The organism is Marinobacter sp. LV10MA510-1 (genome assembly GCF_002563885.1).
Taxonomy (GTDB): domain Bacteria; phylum Pseudomonadota; class Gammaproteobacteria; order Pseudomonadales; family Oleiphilaceae; genus Marinobacter.
The window spans coordinates 4,224,106-4,239,589 of the sequence record NZ_PDJA01000001.1; the positions used below are offsets into that span (position 1 = coordinate 4,224,106).

A 15,484-nucleotide genomic window follows, 5' to 3' on the forward strand; every position below is an offset into this window, starting at 1 on the left:
AAAACAGTGTGGCGAAGCCACGCTTTGGTCAAGGTTAAAAAAAACACGGTTATTCGCCAGCCGTAGCATCAACAGTGTCGGTATTGGGTGCCGGCTGCGAGCCTACCCGTTCAATGGTTTCCAGCAATACTTCGTGCTGTGGGTCCTGTTTTAGCCCCTGCTCCCAGATAATACGTGCCTGCTCGTCGGCGCCGGTCATCCACAAGACTTCGCCGTAATGGGCGGCTACTTCGGGGTCCGGGAAGGCGGCCCAGGCGCGGGACAGGTAATCCAGAGCCTGTTGCAATTTGCCTTCGCGGTACAGTAGCCAGCCCATGCTGTCGAGAATGGCCGGGTTTTCGGGCGCAAGCTCCAGCGCTCGCCCAATCAACTGTCGGGCCTCAAAAAGGCGCTCGGTGCGAATGGTCAGAATGTACCCGAGTGCATTCAAAGCCACCGCGTTGTCGACGTCGTCGCGCACAATCTGCTCCAGGTCTTGCACCGCTTCTTCGGTATTGCCCTGGCTGTCCATCAGCATGGCACGAGCGTAACGAATCTGGATATTGTCCGGATGTTGCAGCAGCGCCTGGTCAATGGCGGCGGCGGCCTGCTGCTGTTGGCCCTGCTCTAACAGCAGGTTGATTTCAATCATCCACAGCGCTTCGGAGCGGCCTGGATTGGTTTGGCGTAGTCGCTGAATGGCATCAACCGCTTGCTTCAGCTCGCCGGTTTCAGCCAACAAAGTGCTGGCTCTGGCTTGGGCGGGCAGGTAATAAACGCCATCGCCCACGGCCTGATAGAAATTAATCGCCTGTGCAAAGCGGTTTTCATTGTCTGCCAGTCGGCCTAAATAATAGTTGGCTTCAGGGGCTTGCTGGCCACGGTTCAGCAAAAACGTCAGCTCTTTGCGGGCGATGTCTCCTTGCTGGTTTTCAATCGCCACCAGCGCGTGGGACAGGCGCAGCTCAGACATATCCGGGTAGCGGTTCACCAGTCGCTCGAATTCGTCTTGCGCGGCTTGCAGCTCGCCCTCGTTAACCAGCATGCGGCCATACAGAGCGCCCATTTGTCGGTTGCCGGGAAAGCGCCGGGTGTTGGTCATCAGGTGGTCAAGCGCGGCGCGTTTTTGGTCGCTGCCGTACAGAAGGTCCCCTTTCAGAATAATGGCTGGTTGAAAAGTGGGGTGTTTATCCAGCAGCGTTTGCAGGCGCGCCATGGCCGACTGCGGCATGTCGCGTATTTTCATCAATAGGGCAATGCTGTATTCCAGCTCTGGGTTGTCGCTGTGGCGCTCAGCCAAATCCAGGTACAGCGACAACAACTTCTGCTGGCGCTCAGCCGAAAGGCTGGCTGTCATGGCTGCCAGGCTGTCAAAGTCGGCGTCGCCGCCGAGTTCCATAATGCGCTCCATATGCACCAGCGCCAGTGTCAGGTCATTATTTTTTACCGCCTGAATGGCGGCGGAGCGATGGGCTTCGATGCTGTCGGGGTCTACTTCCAGCCACAACTTCACCAGCTCCTGCTGAGCGTTGTCGCTGTTCAGGGATTGGGCGATGCGGGTTGCCCGTTCAATAACGCCGACATCACGGGACACCTGAGCGGCCCGCACGTAGTGGCCCAAAGTGATATCATAGCGACCGCGTTGGGCCGCAATTTCCGCAGAGGTCAGCAGGTACAGAACTTCTGGCTCGAAATCCCCGTACACCGGCGTAGAGTTGGTTGCCTCAGCGGCGGGCACCGAGGCATTCGATTCGGCGGCATCCATGTCTGGATTGGCGTCGTCAAAGCCCGAAAGGCTGCTGCAGCCCGAAATCGCCAGGCCCAGCAGGCCGGCGGCCAGAGCGCGGGGAAGGTTGCGATGGCGAGTAGAGTGGCGAGTGGAATGGCGATTGCCATCAACGGCGCCATCAACTGCGCGATAAAAGAGCCCGAAAAAGAATGTTTGCATGCAAAATTCCGTATGTTAAGCAGGCGTAAAACCCGATGTGGAGCGCCAAAACCGTATAATGGCATAACCGCCAGATGTTGCCTAACGTGTCCGCACTTGCCGCAGCGCAAGGCTTATGGGTGGCAGCGCGGCCTTCAGACAGCTAAAATACCGGTAATATTAAAATTTCATTAATCGCAAAGCGCGCAGGGTTGTTGAATCACAAAATGGCACTGGTAACGCTGGGTATTAATCATCGCACGGCTCCTGTGGCAATCCGCGAGCGGGTGGCCTTCACCCCTGAGCGCATGGCCGAGGCCTTTGCAGAGCTGCGCGCGGCTGCCGGAGCAACCGAGGCGGCCATCCTTTCTACCTGTAACCGCACCGAAATTTACCTGGCAGCTGACGACGATTGTGCTCCTTTGATATTGCGCTGGTTGGCCGGTTTTCACAACGTCGATGCCGGCGATCTGGAAGACGTAATATACGTCCATCATGACAGCGAGGCGGTGCGCCACCTGATGCGGGTGTCGGCCGGGCTGGACTCCATGGTTTTAGGGGAGCCGCAGATACTGGGGCAGCTTAAAGACGCTTATGCCCTGGCGCGGGAGCACAAGGCCTGTGGCTCGTTTCTGGCGCGCCTGTTCGAGCACACATTCTCGGTAGCCAAGCGGGTTCGCACTCAAACCGCTATTGGCGAAAACCCGGTGTCTGTTGCCTACGCCGCGGTCAGCATGGCCAACCGCATATTTGCCGATATGTCGCGCAACAAAGCGCTGCTGATCGGCGCCGGTAAAACTATTGAACTGGTTGCCCGCCACCTGGCAGACGCCGGCGTAAAAGATTTCCTGGTGGCCAACCGCACCCTGGAGCGGGCGCAAACCTTGGCTCAGGTCCACGGCGGTAGGGGCATACTGCTATCTGACATTGCCGAACATCTGCACGAAGTGGATATTATTATCTCGTCCACCGCCAGCCCGCTGCCTGTTTTGGGCAAAGGCACCGTGGAGCGGGCCCTGAAAAAGCGCAAACACCAGCCCTTTTTCATGGTGGATATTGCGGTACCGCGGGACATAGAGCCGGAAGTGGCCGAGCTCGACGACGTGTATCTTTACACCGTTGATGACCTGCGCCAGGTGATTGAAGAGAACATTCGCTCCCGCGAGGGCGCCGCCCGGGAAGCCGAAAACCTGATTGACCTGGGTGTGCAGGAATTTCTGAACCAGCTGCGCGCACTGGACGCCGTATTTACCCTGAAGCAGTTCCGCCGGCGAGCCGAAGACCTGCGCGATGCCGAAACCGAAAAAGCGCTGCGCTCCTTGCGCAACGGCGCCGATCCGGAAACCGTGCTGCGCAGCCTGGCCCGTGGTATTACCAACAAGTTGCTACACCAACCGTCAATCCAGGTACGCAAGGCCACCACCGCCGGGCGCACCGAGGTCACCGAATGGTTGCGGGAATTGCACCAGCTTGATGCAGAAGAAACCGACCATAAGACCCCCGTTGGAAAAATATGAAGCCGTCTATTCAGTCTCGCCTTGAACAGCTTGTTGAACGTTTTGAAGAAGTCAGTGCCTTGCTCAGCGATGCCGGCGTGATTGCCAACCAGAACAAATTTCGCGAGCTGTCCCGTGAATACGCCGAAATAGAGCCGGTGGTGCAGTGCTTTCAGGCCTGGCAGCACTCTCTTGTGGACATCAATGAAGCCCGCGAAATGTGCAAAGACGGCGACGCCGACATGCGTGAAATGGCGGAAGACGAACTGCACACCGCCCAGCAAGCCAGCGAAGGGCTGGACGCAGAACTGCAAGGCCTGATGCTGCCGAAAGACCCGAATGACGGCAAAAACGTGTTTCTGGAAGTGCGCGCCGGTACCGGCGGCGACGAAGCCGCCATATTTGCCGGCGACCTGTTTCGCATGTACAGCCGTTTTGCCGAACGCCGGCGTTGGCAGGTGGAAATTCTCAGCGCCAGCGACGGTGAACACGGCGGTTACAAAGAAGTGATTGCACGGGTGGCCGGCAGTGGCGTTTACGGCACGCTGAAATTCGAATCCGGTGTACATCGTGTGCAAAGGGTACCGGAAACCGAATCTCAGGGCCGCATTCACACCTCGGCTTGCACGGTGGCTGTTATGCCGGAAGCCGACGAAACTGAAGCCGTAGAAATCAACAAAGGCGACTTGCGAATAGACACCTTTCGCGCCTCTGGTGCCGGCGGCCAGCACGTTAACAAAACCGACTCTGCCATCCGCATTACCCACCTGCCAAGTGGCATGGTGGTGGAATGCCAGGAAGAGCGCTCTCAGCATAAAAACCGGGCCAAGGCCATGAGCCTTCTGGCTTCGCGCTTACAGAACATTGAAACCGAACGTGCCCATCAGAGCATGGCTGAAACCCGCAAGAGCCTGGTGGGCAGCGGCGACCGTTCCGAGCGCATTCGCACCTACAACTTTCCCCAAAGCCGGGTGACTGATCACCGCATTAATTTGACCCTGTACAAGCTGGATGAAGTGATTGCCGGCGATCTGGATTCGGTGGTCACGCCATTGCTGCAAGAACACCAAGCCGAGCTGCTGGCTGCACTGGCCGATGACCGCTGATTCTGCTGACGACCCGGGCGCTTTTTATCCAGGCGCTGTCGGCCCCGCCACTGTCGACCCGGCCACTGTCGGCCCCGCCACTTTACGCTGTGACGATTTGCTACGGGCCGCCGCAAGCCACATCGGCAATGACTCGCCACAGTTAGACGCCGAGTTGCTACTGGCCCAAGTAACTGGGTGGTCCCGAACCCGCTTTCGTGCTTTTCCCGAACAACAGGTCAGCCAGGTGCAAGCGGCCGCGTTTCAGCAGCTTGTAAGCAAACGCGCAACCGGCGAGCCCGTTGCTTATGTGCTGGGGCAGCAGGAGTTCTGGTCATTGCCGTTGCAGGTAAGCGCTGCCACGCTGATTCCAAGGCCCGATACTGAATGCGTGGTCGAACACGCCCTGACCCTGGATCTGCCAGCCCAGGCGCGGGTTCTGGATTTGGGCACGGGCACTGGCGCCATTGCCCTGGCGCTGGCCAGTGAACGGCCTGATTGGAATATAATCGCCAGTGACCTTATAGATGACGCTGTAGCCTTGGCGCAGAGCAACGCAGCGGCGCTGAATCTGTCAATTCAGGTGGTGAAAAGCCATTGGTTCGACCAGCTCGCGGCTCTCTGTTTTGATTTAATCGTATCTAATCCGCCGTATATTGCCAGCACCGATCATCACCTGAGTGAAGGCGACGTTCGTTTCGAGCCGGCCTCTGCGCTGGTATCGGGTGCCGATGGCCTGGATGATATCCGCCATATCGTGGCCGCCGCGCCCAGTTGGCTGAACGCTGGCGGCTGGCTGCTGCTAGAGCACGGTTATGATCAGACACAGGCGGTGCAGGCATTGCTTCAGCAACAGGGTTTTGACCAGGTACACAGCCGTCAGGATTACGGCCGCAATGACCGAATGACTCTCGGCCAGGCCAGGTAGGGGACGGATTTCAAATCCGTCCCCGCTTTCTCCGTCCCCGGTCTGCCCAGACATCCCACCCACGGGGACAGATTTCAAATCTGTCCCCGATCTGTCAACGGAGCTCACCATGCTAAGTGACGACGAGCTGTTACGTTACAGCCGCCAGATTTTAATGCCGAATTTTGACATTGCCGGCCAGCAGGCGCTGAAATCCGCGCGCGTATTAATAGTGGGCTCCGGCGGCCTGGGTTGCCCCGTAGCGCTTTACCTGGGCGCAGCCGGAGTAGGGCACCTGACCCTGGTAGACGACGACCACATCGAAGTAGCCAACCTGCAGCGCCAAATCGCTTTTGAAACCGCCCAGCTGGGTGAGTCCAAAGCCGAGCGCCTGGCCGATCGCATTCGCGGTATAAACCCGTTAATAACGGTAGACGTGATTCGCCAGCGGCTGGCGGATGAAGATTTTGACGCGCCAGTGGCACACGCAAGCCTGGTGCTGGATTGCTGTGACAACTTCAACACCCGCTTCGCCCTGAACCGGGCCTGCGTGAAAGCCGGCGTACCGCTGGTGTCTGGTGCGGCCATCCGTGGCGAAGGCCAGATCAGCGTTTACGATAGCCGCCAGCCGCAGTCGCCGTGCTACCACTGCCTGTATCCGGAACAAGGCAATGAAGACCTGACCTGCTCCGAGGCCGGCGTAATCGCCCCGCTGGTGGGCATGATCGGCGCCGCCCAGGCGATGGAAGCGATAAAAGTCATCAGCGGCGTGGGCAAAACCCTGGTCGGCCGCCTGTTGATTGTCGACGCCTGGCGCATGGAATGGCGCGAAATGAAGCTGGCCAAAGATCCCGCTTGCCCGGTGTGCAGTAACAGATAGGGGACAGACTTCTACCAAGTAGGGGACAGACTTCAACCAAGTAGGGGACAGACTTCAAGTCTGTCCCCGGTTAGGGGTTGCGATTAGGGGACGGATTTCGAATCCGTCCCCGCTTTTTCTGTTCCAGATTTCTCGTTAGTCCCGCAACGCCTGAAACCGCGCTATCGCCTCTTTCCGACTCTCCTTCAAATCCACAATCGGCCTGGGATACCCCTCAGGTATCACCCCGCCTTTACCCGGATTATGAACCCGCTTGCTGTCCAGCTTCGCCAGTTCCGGCACCCAGTGGCGAATAAACTCGCCGTCTGCATCAAAGCGTTCGCCCTGGGTCATGGGGTTAAAAACCCGGAAGTAGGGCGACGCATCGGTGCCGGTAGACGCACTCCACTGCCAGCCACCATTGTTCGACGGCAGGTAGCCATCTGCCAGTTTCGACATGAAATAGGCCTCGCCCCGGCGCCAGTCAATAAACAGATTTTTGGTCAGAAACATCGCCGCCACCATCCGCAGACGGTTGTGCATCCAGCCGGTGGCGTTGAGTTGGCGCATGGCGGCGTCTACCATCGGTATGCCTGTTCGACCATTTTTCCAGGCTTCGAAATGCTCGTCGGCGGTGTTCCAGTGTAGGGCTTCGGTTTCGGGCTTGAACGCCCGGTGCATGCTCACTCGCGGGCAGTGGTAAAGAATGTGAATATAAAAATCACGCCAGGCCAACTCGGTCACCCAGGTAAAAAACCCTTCCTCGGCGTCGGCTTTGCTGGCAATTGACTGTTTCAGTTGCCACGCCGCCTGCACACATTGGCGCCCAGACAGCGCGCCTATGGCCAGGTAGGGCGATAATTTGCTAGTGCCCTCAATCGCGGGAAAGTCGCGATCTTTCTTGTAATCACCCGCACGCTCCTGCAAAAAATCCTGTAAAGCATCGTGGGCGGCGTTCTCCCCTGTGGCCACCAGCGCCGGCGGTGCTTCGCCAAACAGCTCATCCACTTCTTTCTTCAGAATCACGCTGCCGCTGTTTTTAACGTCGGCGCCTGTTATCGATTTGCCCACTTTCTTCGGCACCGCTAACAAAGCCGGCTGCTGTTCTTCCTGCCAACTGCGCCAGCGCCGGGAAAACGGCGTGAACACCGAATAAGGCTCACTCTGTTGGGTCAACACTTCGCCCACCGGCACGGCGGCCTGGTCACGGTACTTGCTGACTTTAACGCCAAGCGCGTCCAGCCGTGGCTTCAGAGCTTTGTCGCGGCGGCGCTCGTTCACGCCGTATTCTTCGTTGAAATGCACCTGGCTGATCTTATGCTCGCGGCAAAAGGTTTCCAGTGTATCCAGCGACTGCTCAAAGTCTGCGGCTCGCAAAAAACTCAGGGCAATACCCAGCCTGGCCAGTTCCTGTGCCAGCGCGTCGGCGTGGTCTAACATCAGGCGCACCTTGGCCGCCGACCAGTCGTGGCTAAGCCACTGCTCTGTGGTAACTATAAAGCAGGCTTCAACCGGCTCGCCGGAGGATAGCGTAGCGCTCTGGCAGGCGGCGGCCAGGGCCGGATTGTCGGCGGCTCTAAGGTCGTTACGGAACCAGACCAGCTGAGTCATGGTGTCTCCTGAGTATGGGTAAAGGGGTTGGGCAGAGCTAACCATACGGGTAATTACACCTCGTGCATCCAATAAAATCATGCGTTTATCGGAATGCGCGGAAAACCTCGGCCGTCAGGCCGGGGATGAATAGCGCGGACACCGCAGGTGTCCCTCTCGTTAGCAACATTCTCATTCCGGCGTTTGCTGCTGCTCAATGTACTGGCGAATAATGCTAATGGGTGCACCACCACAACTACCAGCGAAGTAAGACGGCGACCATAAGGCATTACCCCATAACTTTTTCTTAAGTGTCTCGTACTTTTTCTTCCCTAAAAACGCAGTGCCGCCCGTGCCTAATATCATTGTTTTTTTCCATGGACCAACCATAATTGAGCTATGAAACGCCTTCAAGCATTCAAATTTCAGATTGAGCCAAACGGTGAGCAAATCCGCGCCATGCGTCAGTACGCGGGTAATGCTCGCAAGATTTGGAATTTGGCTTTGAATCGTCAGCAAGAGCTACATACGGCCGGTGAAAAATTCACCAACAGCTTTGGCATGAATAATTGGCTGCCAGCGTGGAAGCAGGAATTCTCGTACTTGTGCGACGCTCTCTGACGGCACGATGTTCGAGCCGGTCAATGCGCTGCGTACCCGCGCTGCGAAGATGGCAACGTATCAGCGACGCATGAGCCGCAAGGTCAAATTCAGCCGCAATTGGAAAAAGGCGAAGGCCCGTATCACCAAGTTGTATCAACGGGTTGCTCATACCCGCAATGACTTTCTCCACAAGATCTCGAACATCATCAGCAAAAACCACGCGGTGGTCGTCATCGAAGATCTGAACGTCACGAATATGAGCAAGTCAGCAAGCGGCACACTTGAGGCACCAAGGCGAAGCGTAAAAGCCAAATCCGGCCTGCGGTCATATTTGTGCAGAGAATTGCAAGACTCAATCGCAATTCGAATGTGTCGAATGTGGGTATGCTGAAAATGCAGACCTCAACGCCGCAATCAATATTTTAAGGGCAGGTCATGCCCGGTTAGCCTGTGAAGTGAACGGTGCGGTAATGCCGTCAGCAACAGGAACCCACCGAAGCGACTCAAGGGTGGCTCAATGCCACGCCTGAGCGCAGTAGGAATCCCCCTCTTTCAGGGCGGGGAGGATGTCAAAGTGAGCGCAACATGGCGACTGACAAAACAGGAATATAACGGCGTATGAAACAGCCCGCAGAGCGAGCTCTGGCCGCTGACTAGCGCTGGAAGTCCAGCAATGATGACGGTCTGTGGGCCAGCCCGTACACCCTGAAATCTGGCGAAACCCAGCATCATAGCCTGGGCCACTCACTGCCATCGTCAGACATACCAGTGCAGCATTTCATCCGTAACAACGATGCCGAAATGGTGACCTATGTTCCCGCCATGGCGGACCGCCCAACGGTTATTCGGCCTTACTAACCGCTGTGCCGTTACCCCGGTTAATATTCTCAACCGGCCCCTGCGAACCCCTGGGCCCGGCCCGGGAACACGTCAGCCGCGGGCGCTTTGTGCGCACTCTGGACCGGATATTCGGTTGACTTTCAAAATGGCTAGCCTTTTACTCAGAACCTTTCCGTGTGCAGCTGATGGCGCCGCAAAATTTGTCAGAAAAGGAACAACCAGATGTCCACAAAGACAGCTGAAACTGAACATGTGCGCCTGGGTTGGCGCGAATGGGTGGCTTTGCCTGATTTGGGCATTGGTCGTATCAAAGCCAAGGTAGACACCGGTGCCCGTACATCCTGCCTGCACACATTCCGCACCGAACCCTACACCAAAAACGGCGAGCGCCGGGTAAAGTTCTGGGTGCACCCGACACAGAATGACCTGCAAGAGGTGATTGAGTGCGACGCGCGGGTGCTGGATGAACGCAACGTGTCCGACTCCGGCGGCCACAAAGAATCGCGGCTGGTGGTTGAAACCACCGTGGTGGTGGGCAACCAGAGCTGGCCCATAGAAATGACACTCACCAACCGGGACTCCATGCGTTTTCGCATGTTGATTGGCCGTACCGCTATGGCGGGCCGAGCCACCGTTTGTCCGGAAGCATCTTACCTGGCCGGGCAACCGACATTGAGGAACGAATCATGAAAATTGCCGTGCTATCCCGTAACCGCAAATTGTATTCTACCCGCCGGCTGGTGGAGGAAGGAGTCAACCGCGGCCACGAGGTGCGGGTAATTGACTGCCTGCACTGCTCCATGAACATTACCTCGGCAAATCCGGCGATTCATTATCACCAGCAGGTACTGGAAGATTTTGACGTTGTTATTCCTCGTATCGGCGCCTCGGTCACCTTCTACGGCACTGCGGTACTGCGTCAGTTTGAAATGATGGGCACGTTTCCGGTGAACGAATCGGTGGCCATTACCCGCTCCCGCGACAAACTGCGCTCGCTGCAGCTGTTAGCCCGCAAAGGCGTTGGCATGCCCGTCACCGGTTTTGCCAACAAGCCCGATAGCGTTCCTGACCTGCTGAAAATGGTAGGCGGCGCCCCGGTGGTCATCAAACTGCTGCAAGGCACCCAGGGCATTGGCGTGGTGCTGGCGGAAACACGCACCGCTGCGGAAAGCGTCATTGAAGCCTTTATGGGCCTGAAAGCCGACATACTGGTGCAGGAGTTCATCAAGGAAGCCGGCGGCGCCGACATTCGCTGCTTTGTAATCGGCGACAAAGTCATCGCCGCCATGAAGCGCCAGGGCGCCGACGGTGAGTTCCGCTCTAACCTGCACCGCGGCGGCACCGCCTCGCTGATTCGGATTACGCCGGAAGAACGCCGCACCGCCATCACCGCCGCCAAGGCCATGGGCCTGAACGTGGCCGGTGTAGACCTGCTGCGCTCGTCCCGCGGGCCGCTGGTGATGGAAGTAAACTCCTCGCCTGGGCTTGAAGGTATTGAAAATGCCACCGGCAAAAACGTCGCCGGCTTGATCATAAGCTGGATTGAAAAAAATCAGGCCCCCAGCCGCACACAAACCCGGGGCAGAGGATAACCGATGGCACGAGCTCCCTTTGAAATTGCCGGCATTCAGGTTCAGCCCGGCACCCGCCAGACCATAGAAGTTCAGGTGGCCAAACTCTACACCCACACGCCCTTGCACATTTCGGTGGAGATTGTGCACGGCCGCCGCGAAGGCCCGGTACTGATGGTGTGTGGCGCCATTCACGGCGATGAAATCAACGGCGTGGAAATTGTGCGCCGGGTGCTGATCAACACCGCACTGCGTAATTTGCGCGGCACCTTGGTAGCCGTGCCCATTGTTAATATCTTTGGCTTTGTGCAGCGCAGCCGCTACCTGCCAGACCGGCGTGATCTGAACCGCTGTTTTCCCGGTAGCGAAAGCGGCTCTTTGGGCGGGCGTATTGCGTACTTGCTACGCACCCAGATTATGGAGCACGTTACCCACATTATTGACCTGCACACCGGTGCCATACATCGTTTTAATCTGCCACAGATTCGCGCCGAGCTAAAAACCCCTGAAACCGCCCGCATGGCCCAAGCCTTCGCGGCGCCGGTGATTATAGACGCAAGCCTGCGCGACGGCAGCCTGCGTGCCTACGCCGATTCGCAGAATATTCCAGTGATTACCTATGAGGGCGGTGAAGCTCTGCGCTTTGACGAAGTAGTCATCGCAAGTGGTGTTAAAGGCGTGCTGCGGGTAATGCGTGAGCTGGAAATGACCCCGGCCAAAAAGAGTGTAAAGCCGCCTCGCAAACGCTCAGAAGTCGCGGCCAGCTCCCAATGGGTAAGGGCCGATATAGACGGCATCATGCGCCCGGTGGCCAAATTGGGGCAAAAAATTAGAAAAGGGCAAAAGCTGGCGATGGTTGCTGACCCTTTCGGGGCCTCGGAAACCGCCATTATTTCTCCCTGTTCCGGCATTGTGATTTGCGTGAATAATTTGCCGTTGGTGAACGAGGGCGAGGCAATTTACCACATTGCCCGTTTTGACGAGCTCGGCGAAGCAGAAAAAGCCATGGACTATTTCCGCGACAGCATGGAATCAGAAGTCAGCGAAGCGGTATTGCCAGTTCACCCCTGGGATGAACTGCAAAAATAATAATCACGCCCACTGCGTGCAGGTTGACTATAGTCAGGCGAGGTAAGCCCACGCCTAAGCAGTGGGGATGAAAGTGAAAATCATACTTTTGACTGATAAGAACAGGAGAGAGCGTTGGTATAGTGTGATTCTGGTAGTGCTATTACAGCAAGAACACAATAATAAACGGAGTAGTCTCCTAATGATAAAAAACCAACACGCGCCGCGTATCTGGAAGCGACTGCCGCTGGCGATTGCCATCGCGGCCGGCTTTTCCGGTTATGCCTCAGCTTATACCTTTGATTCAGAGAAATTGGGCGGCGTAGAAGCCCAGTTCAATACCACATTGTCTGCAGGTGCTACCTGGCGTACCGAGAACCGTGACAAGGGCCTGGTGGGCCTTGGTAACGGAGGTACAGCTTCCTCGACTAACTACGACGACGGCAACCTGAACTTTGATCGAGGCGATACGGTTTCCAAACTTGTCAAAGGCAACAGCGAACTGTTCCTCAGTTACGATGTCGACAGCAGTGTGCTCACCCGAGTAGGTGCGTTGGTGCGTGGCCGCTATTGGTATGATTTCGAACTGAAAGACGAAAATCGTCAGTTCGCGCCACTGAGCTCGGATGGCAGCGACAACGCTTCTGGTGGCGAAATTCTTGACGCCTATATTTTTACCGACTGGTATCTGGGCAATGTGCCGGTCAGCGCGCGTTATGGCAACCAGGTGGTCAGCTGGGGTGAAAGCACCTTTATTCCGGGTGGTATCAATACGATCAATCCTATTGATGTGAATGCTTTTCGTGCGCCGGGCGCTGAGCTCAAAGACGCGCTGCTACCGGTAGAAATGTTCTATATTTCGGCGGGTATTACTGAAAACGTCACTATTGAAGGTTTCGTTCAGACCGACTGGGAGAAAACTCGTATTGATGATTGTGGTACTTTTTTCTCCACAGTAGATTTTGTGGCTGATGGCTGTGGGCCCGTTTGGCTTGAGGGGGACAGAAGTGATGCAGAAAACGCCAATGACTCATCGCGGGTTCTTCAAAGGGAGGGAGACCGAGAAGCCGACAGTAAAGATCAGTTTGGCGTAGCGATGCGATGGTATGTGCCGAGTTTGAATAATTCTGAGATCGGCCTTTATTATACGCAGTATAACAGTCGCCTGCCGTATATTAGCGGTGTGGTAAATCAAGGCACATTTTCGCGGACGAATCCTCAATATTTTATTGAATATCCTGAAAATATCGATCTGTATGGAATCAGCATTAATACGACCACACCGGGTGGGTGGTCATTGGGTGCTGAATACAGCTTTCGCAAAGATATGCCGATCCAGGCAAATGCCTTCGAGCTAATTACTGGCGGTCTCCAACTTACGCCTCAGGCTGTTGCTGTTGCTGGAGGCCTCGACCCCACGACAGCGCAAGGGAATGCTGTCTTCAATTCATTATCGAGCGACCCTGTAAGTTTGTTGGCAAAACAAAGGATGAGGGAAGCCGGAGTCACCAATTTAAGCGCACTGTCGGGACAGGATGTCGATGGTTATGATCGTTACGATGTGTCCCAAGCTCAGTTTACTCTGATCAAGTTCTTTGATCAGATAATGGGCGCAAGTCGGATGTCACTGATCAATGAGGTTGGCGCCGTTTATGTGCACGGTCTGTCCGGCCGTTATGGTCGATCAGGACTAAGCGGGAATGGACCAGTACCTTTGGCGGATAATCTTCTGGGCTGGGACGATCTGTGTCCGGTAATTAACCTCAACCCCGCCTACTGCGAAAACGAAGGCTTCACCACAGACTTCTCTTGGGGCTATCGCACCCGTTTCGTGTGGGATTACCTCAACGCATTCTCTGGCGTAAACCTTTACCCGCGTCTGGCGTGGAGCCACGATGTGAAAGGCTACGCCCCGCAACCCGGTGGCGCGTTTAACGAAGGTAACAAGTCTATTGGCTTCGGCTTAGAGGCGGTGTATCAAAACAAGCTCAGTGCTGATGTCAGCTACACCAACTACTTCGGTGGCAAACCCTATAACGAATTCAGAGACCGCGATTTCATCAGCGCGAGCGTTTCCTACTCGTTCTAATCCGGCTCTTATTCGTTTAGCGAGGTATTATTTATGAAATTGAACAAGAAACTACTGACCACCGGAATACTTGCGGCATCGCTGTTCAGCATGAACGCATTTGCCGCAGTGTCAGACAGCGAAGCCGCCAAACTAGGCGACACGTTGACCCTTATGGGCGCCGAAGTGGCTGGCAATGGCGGCGCTATTCCGATCTTCGCGGGCGGTTTAACTACCCCGCCGGCTGGCTACAAGAACGATGGCATTTACGTCAATCCGTTCCCGTCAGACACGCCAGAATTCACCATCGATCGCAGCAACGTGGATCAGTACCGCGATAATCTGTCACCGGGCCAGGTGGCGATGATCGAAAAGTACGACAACTTCGTGATTCCGGTGTACCAAACCCGCCGCACCATGGCGTACCCGCAAGCCGTGCAGGACCAAACCCGCGCCAATGCCACCACGGTGGCATTGAAAGAAGGCGGTTCCGGGCTGGAAAATTACCAGGCCGGCACGCCTTTCCCGATGCCACAGAGTGGCGTGGAAGTTTACTGGAACCACATCACCCGTTACCGCGGCGGCTCGGTGCTGCGTAACATTGGCCAGGTAACACCCACAGAAAGCGGTGATTTCAGCGTAGTGCGGTTTCAAGAAGAGCTGACCTACCGCACCTTCCTGGAAGATGCTAACCAGAACCTTGACCCCAACGTGCTGTTTTACTTCAAACAGGCCATCGTAGGGCCGGCCCGGTTGGCAGGTAACGTGCTGCTGGTGCACGAAACCATTGACCAGGTCGCCGAACCCCGCCGTGCGTGGATTTACAACGCCGGCCAGCGTCGTGTTCGCCGTGCGCCTCAGGTAGCCTATGACGGCCCAGGCACCGCGTCTGACGGCATGCGTACCTCTGATAACCTGGACATGATGAACGGCGCCCCAGACCGCTACAACTGGGAACTGGTAGGCAAAAAAGAAATGTACATTCCGTACAACTCTTACAAGCTGCTTGATCGTAACCTCAAGTACACCGATATCGTGCGGCCTGGCCACATCAACCAAGAACTGGCCCGTTATGAACTGCACCGGGTATGGCATGTGCGCGCTACGTTGAAAGAGGGCGAGCGCCACATCTATGCCCAGCGTGACATCTACTTTGACGAAGATTCCTGGCAGGCAGCAGTGATTGACCAGTACGACGGCCGCGGCGAACTGTGGAGGGTGTCAGAAGCCCACGCTCTGCAGTTCTACGATCGTGATGTACCATGGTACGCCATTGAAACCATCTACGATGTGCTTTCTGGCCGCTACCTGGTGCTGGGCCTGACCAACGAAGAATCCAACCCTTACGAGTTCGGTATTCAGCGGCAGTCCCGTGATTACACGCCGGCAGCACTGCGCAGGTCTGGTGTGCGCTAGTTCTTAAGGTAGTAGATTGTAGACAGCACCTTGTAGAAAGTACTTTTGAAAGTAGAAAGTACCTGGAAATAGAAG

At 56.2% G+C, this 15,484-nt stretch carries 15 protein-coding genes; 12 read left to right on the forward strand and 3 right to left on the reverse strand.

Features of this window, described 5'->3' with window-relative positions:
- Positions 1-49 precede the first annotated feature (49 nt).
- Positions 50-1,927 carry a tetratricopeptide repeat protein gene (locus ATI45_RS20470; RefSeq protein WP_098421396.1) on the reverse strand — a complete coding sequence of 626 codons (1,878 nt, stop codon included), beginning with the start codon at positions 1,925-1,927 and terminating at the stop codon, positions 50-52.
- Between the two features lie 206 nt (positions 1,928-2,133).
- Between ATI45_RS20470 and hemA the strand changes: the two genes are divergently transcribed.
- The 4 genes from hemA (at position 2,134) to ATI45_RS20490 (ending at position 6,274) form a co-directional block, all read left to right on the forward strand.
- On the forward strand, positions 2,134-3,423 hold the full coding sequence (hemA, locus tag ATI45_RS20475; RefSeq protein ID WP_098421843.1) for a glutamyl-tRNA reductase: 1,290 nt from the start codon (positions 2,134-2,136) through the stop codon (positions 3,421-3,423).
- Complete coding sequence (prfA, locus tag ATI45_RS20480) at positions 3,420-4,508, forward strand: peptide chain release factor 1 (RefSeq protein WP_098421397.1); 1,089 nt, start codon at positions 3,420-3,422, stop codon at positions 4,506-4,508. The genes hemA and prfA overlap by 4 nt, the downstream gene beginning before the upstream one ends.
- Positions 4,498-5,415 carry a peptide chain release factor N(5)-glutamine methyltransferase gene (gene prmC, locus ATI45_RS20485; protein WP_228736031.1) on the forward strand — a complete coding sequence of 306 codons (918 nt, stop codon included), beginning with the start codon at positions 4,498-4,500 and terminating at the stop codon, positions 5,413-5,415. The genes prfA and prmC overlap by 11 nt, the downstream gene beginning before the upstream one ends.
- A gap of 109 nt (positions 5,416-5,524) precedes the next feature.
- Positions 5,525-6,274, forward strand: coding sequence for a molybdopterin-synthase adenylyltransferase MoeB (locus ATI45_RS20490; RefSeq protein WP_098421398.1), 750 nt, complete (start codon positions 5,525-5,527; stop codon positions 6,272-6,274).
- A gap of 135 nt (positions 6,275-6,409) precedes the next feature.
- On the opposite strand, the gene phrB is transcribed toward ATI45_RS20490, so the two are convergent.
- On the reverse strand, positions 6,410-7,864 hold the full coding sequence (gene phrB / locus ATI45_RS20495; protein ID WP_098421399.1) for a deoxyribodipyrimidine photo-lyase: 1,455 nt from the start codon (positions 7,862-7,864) through the stop codon (positions 6,410-6,412).
- Positions 7,865-8,035: 171 nt separating this feature from the next.
- Positions 8,036-8,233: a transposase gene (locus tag ATI45_RS22915; RefSeq protein ID WP_416376576.1), complete on the reverse strand. Its 198-nt coding sequence runs from the start codon at positions 8,231-8,233 to the stop codon at positions 8,036-8,038.
- A 69-nt stretch (positions 8,234-8,302) separates the two neighbouring features.
- On the opposite strand from ATI45_RS22915, the gene ATI45_RS22920 reads away from it, so the two are divergent.
- The 8 genes from ATI45_RS22920 (at position 8,303) to ATI45_RS20535 (ending at position 15,409) form a co-directional block, all read left to right on the forward strand.
- Positions 8,303-8,464, forward strand: coding sequence for a helix-turn-helix domain-containing protein (locus ATI45_RS22920; RefSeq protein WP_267283862.1), 162 nt, complete (start codon positions 8,303-8,305; stop codon positions 8,462-8,464).
- A gap of 7 nt (positions 8,465-8,471) precedes the next feature.
- The gene (locus ATI45_RS22925) at positions 8,472-8,837 is read left to right on the forward strand and encodes a transposase (RefSeq protein ID WP_267283838.1); all 366 of its coding nucleotides are present in this window, start codon (positions 8,472-8,474) and stop codon (positions 8,835-8,837) included.
- Positions 8,776-8,976: a zinc ribbon domain-containing protein gene (locus ATI45_RS22930; protein WP_228706268.1), complete on the forward strand. Its 201-nt coding sequence runs from the start codon at positions 8,776-8,778 to the stop codon at positions 8,974-8,976. The genes ATI45_RS22925 and ATI45_RS22930 overlap by 62 nt, the downstream gene beginning before the upstream one ends.
- A gap of 532 nt (positions 8,977-9,508) precedes the next feature.
- Positions 9,509-9,976 carry an ATP-dependent zinc protease gene (locus ATI45_RS20515; RefSeq protein WP_098421400.1) on the forward strand — a complete coding sequence of 156 codons (468 nt, stop codon included), beginning with the start codon at positions 9,509-9,511 and terminating at the stop codon, positions 9,974-9,976.
- Positions 9,973-10,878: a 30S ribosomal protein S6--L-glutamate ligase gene (gene rimK / locus ATI45_RS20520; protein ID WP_098421401.1), complete on the forward strand. Its 906-nt coding sequence runs from the start codon at positions 9,973-9,975 to the stop codon at positions 10,876-10,878. The genes ATI45_RS20515 and rimK overlap by 4 nt, the downstream gene beginning before the upstream one ends.
- Positions 10,879-10,881: 3 nt before the next feature.
- On the forward strand, positions 10,882-11,946 hold the full coding sequence (locus tag ATI45_RS20525) for a succinylglutamate desuccinylase/aspartoacylase family protein (protein WP_098421402.1): 1,065 nt from the start codon (positions 10,882-10,884) through the stop codon (positions 11,944-11,946).
- Between the two features lie 181 nt (positions 11,947-12,127).
- Positions 12,128-14,014 (forward strand): DUF1302 domain-containing protein, encoded by a 1,887-nt coding sequence (locus ATI45_RS20530; protein ID WP_098421403.1) that lies wholly within the window; start codon positions 12,128-12,130, stop codon positions 14,012-14,014.
- Between the two features lie 33 nt (positions 14,015-14,047).
- Entirely contained in the window at positions 14,048-15,409 is a 1,362-nt protein-coding gene (locus tag ATI45_RS20535; protein ID WP_098421404.1) for a DUF1329 domain-containing protein, read from the forward strand.
- Positions 15,410-15,484: the final 75 nt, after the last annotated feature.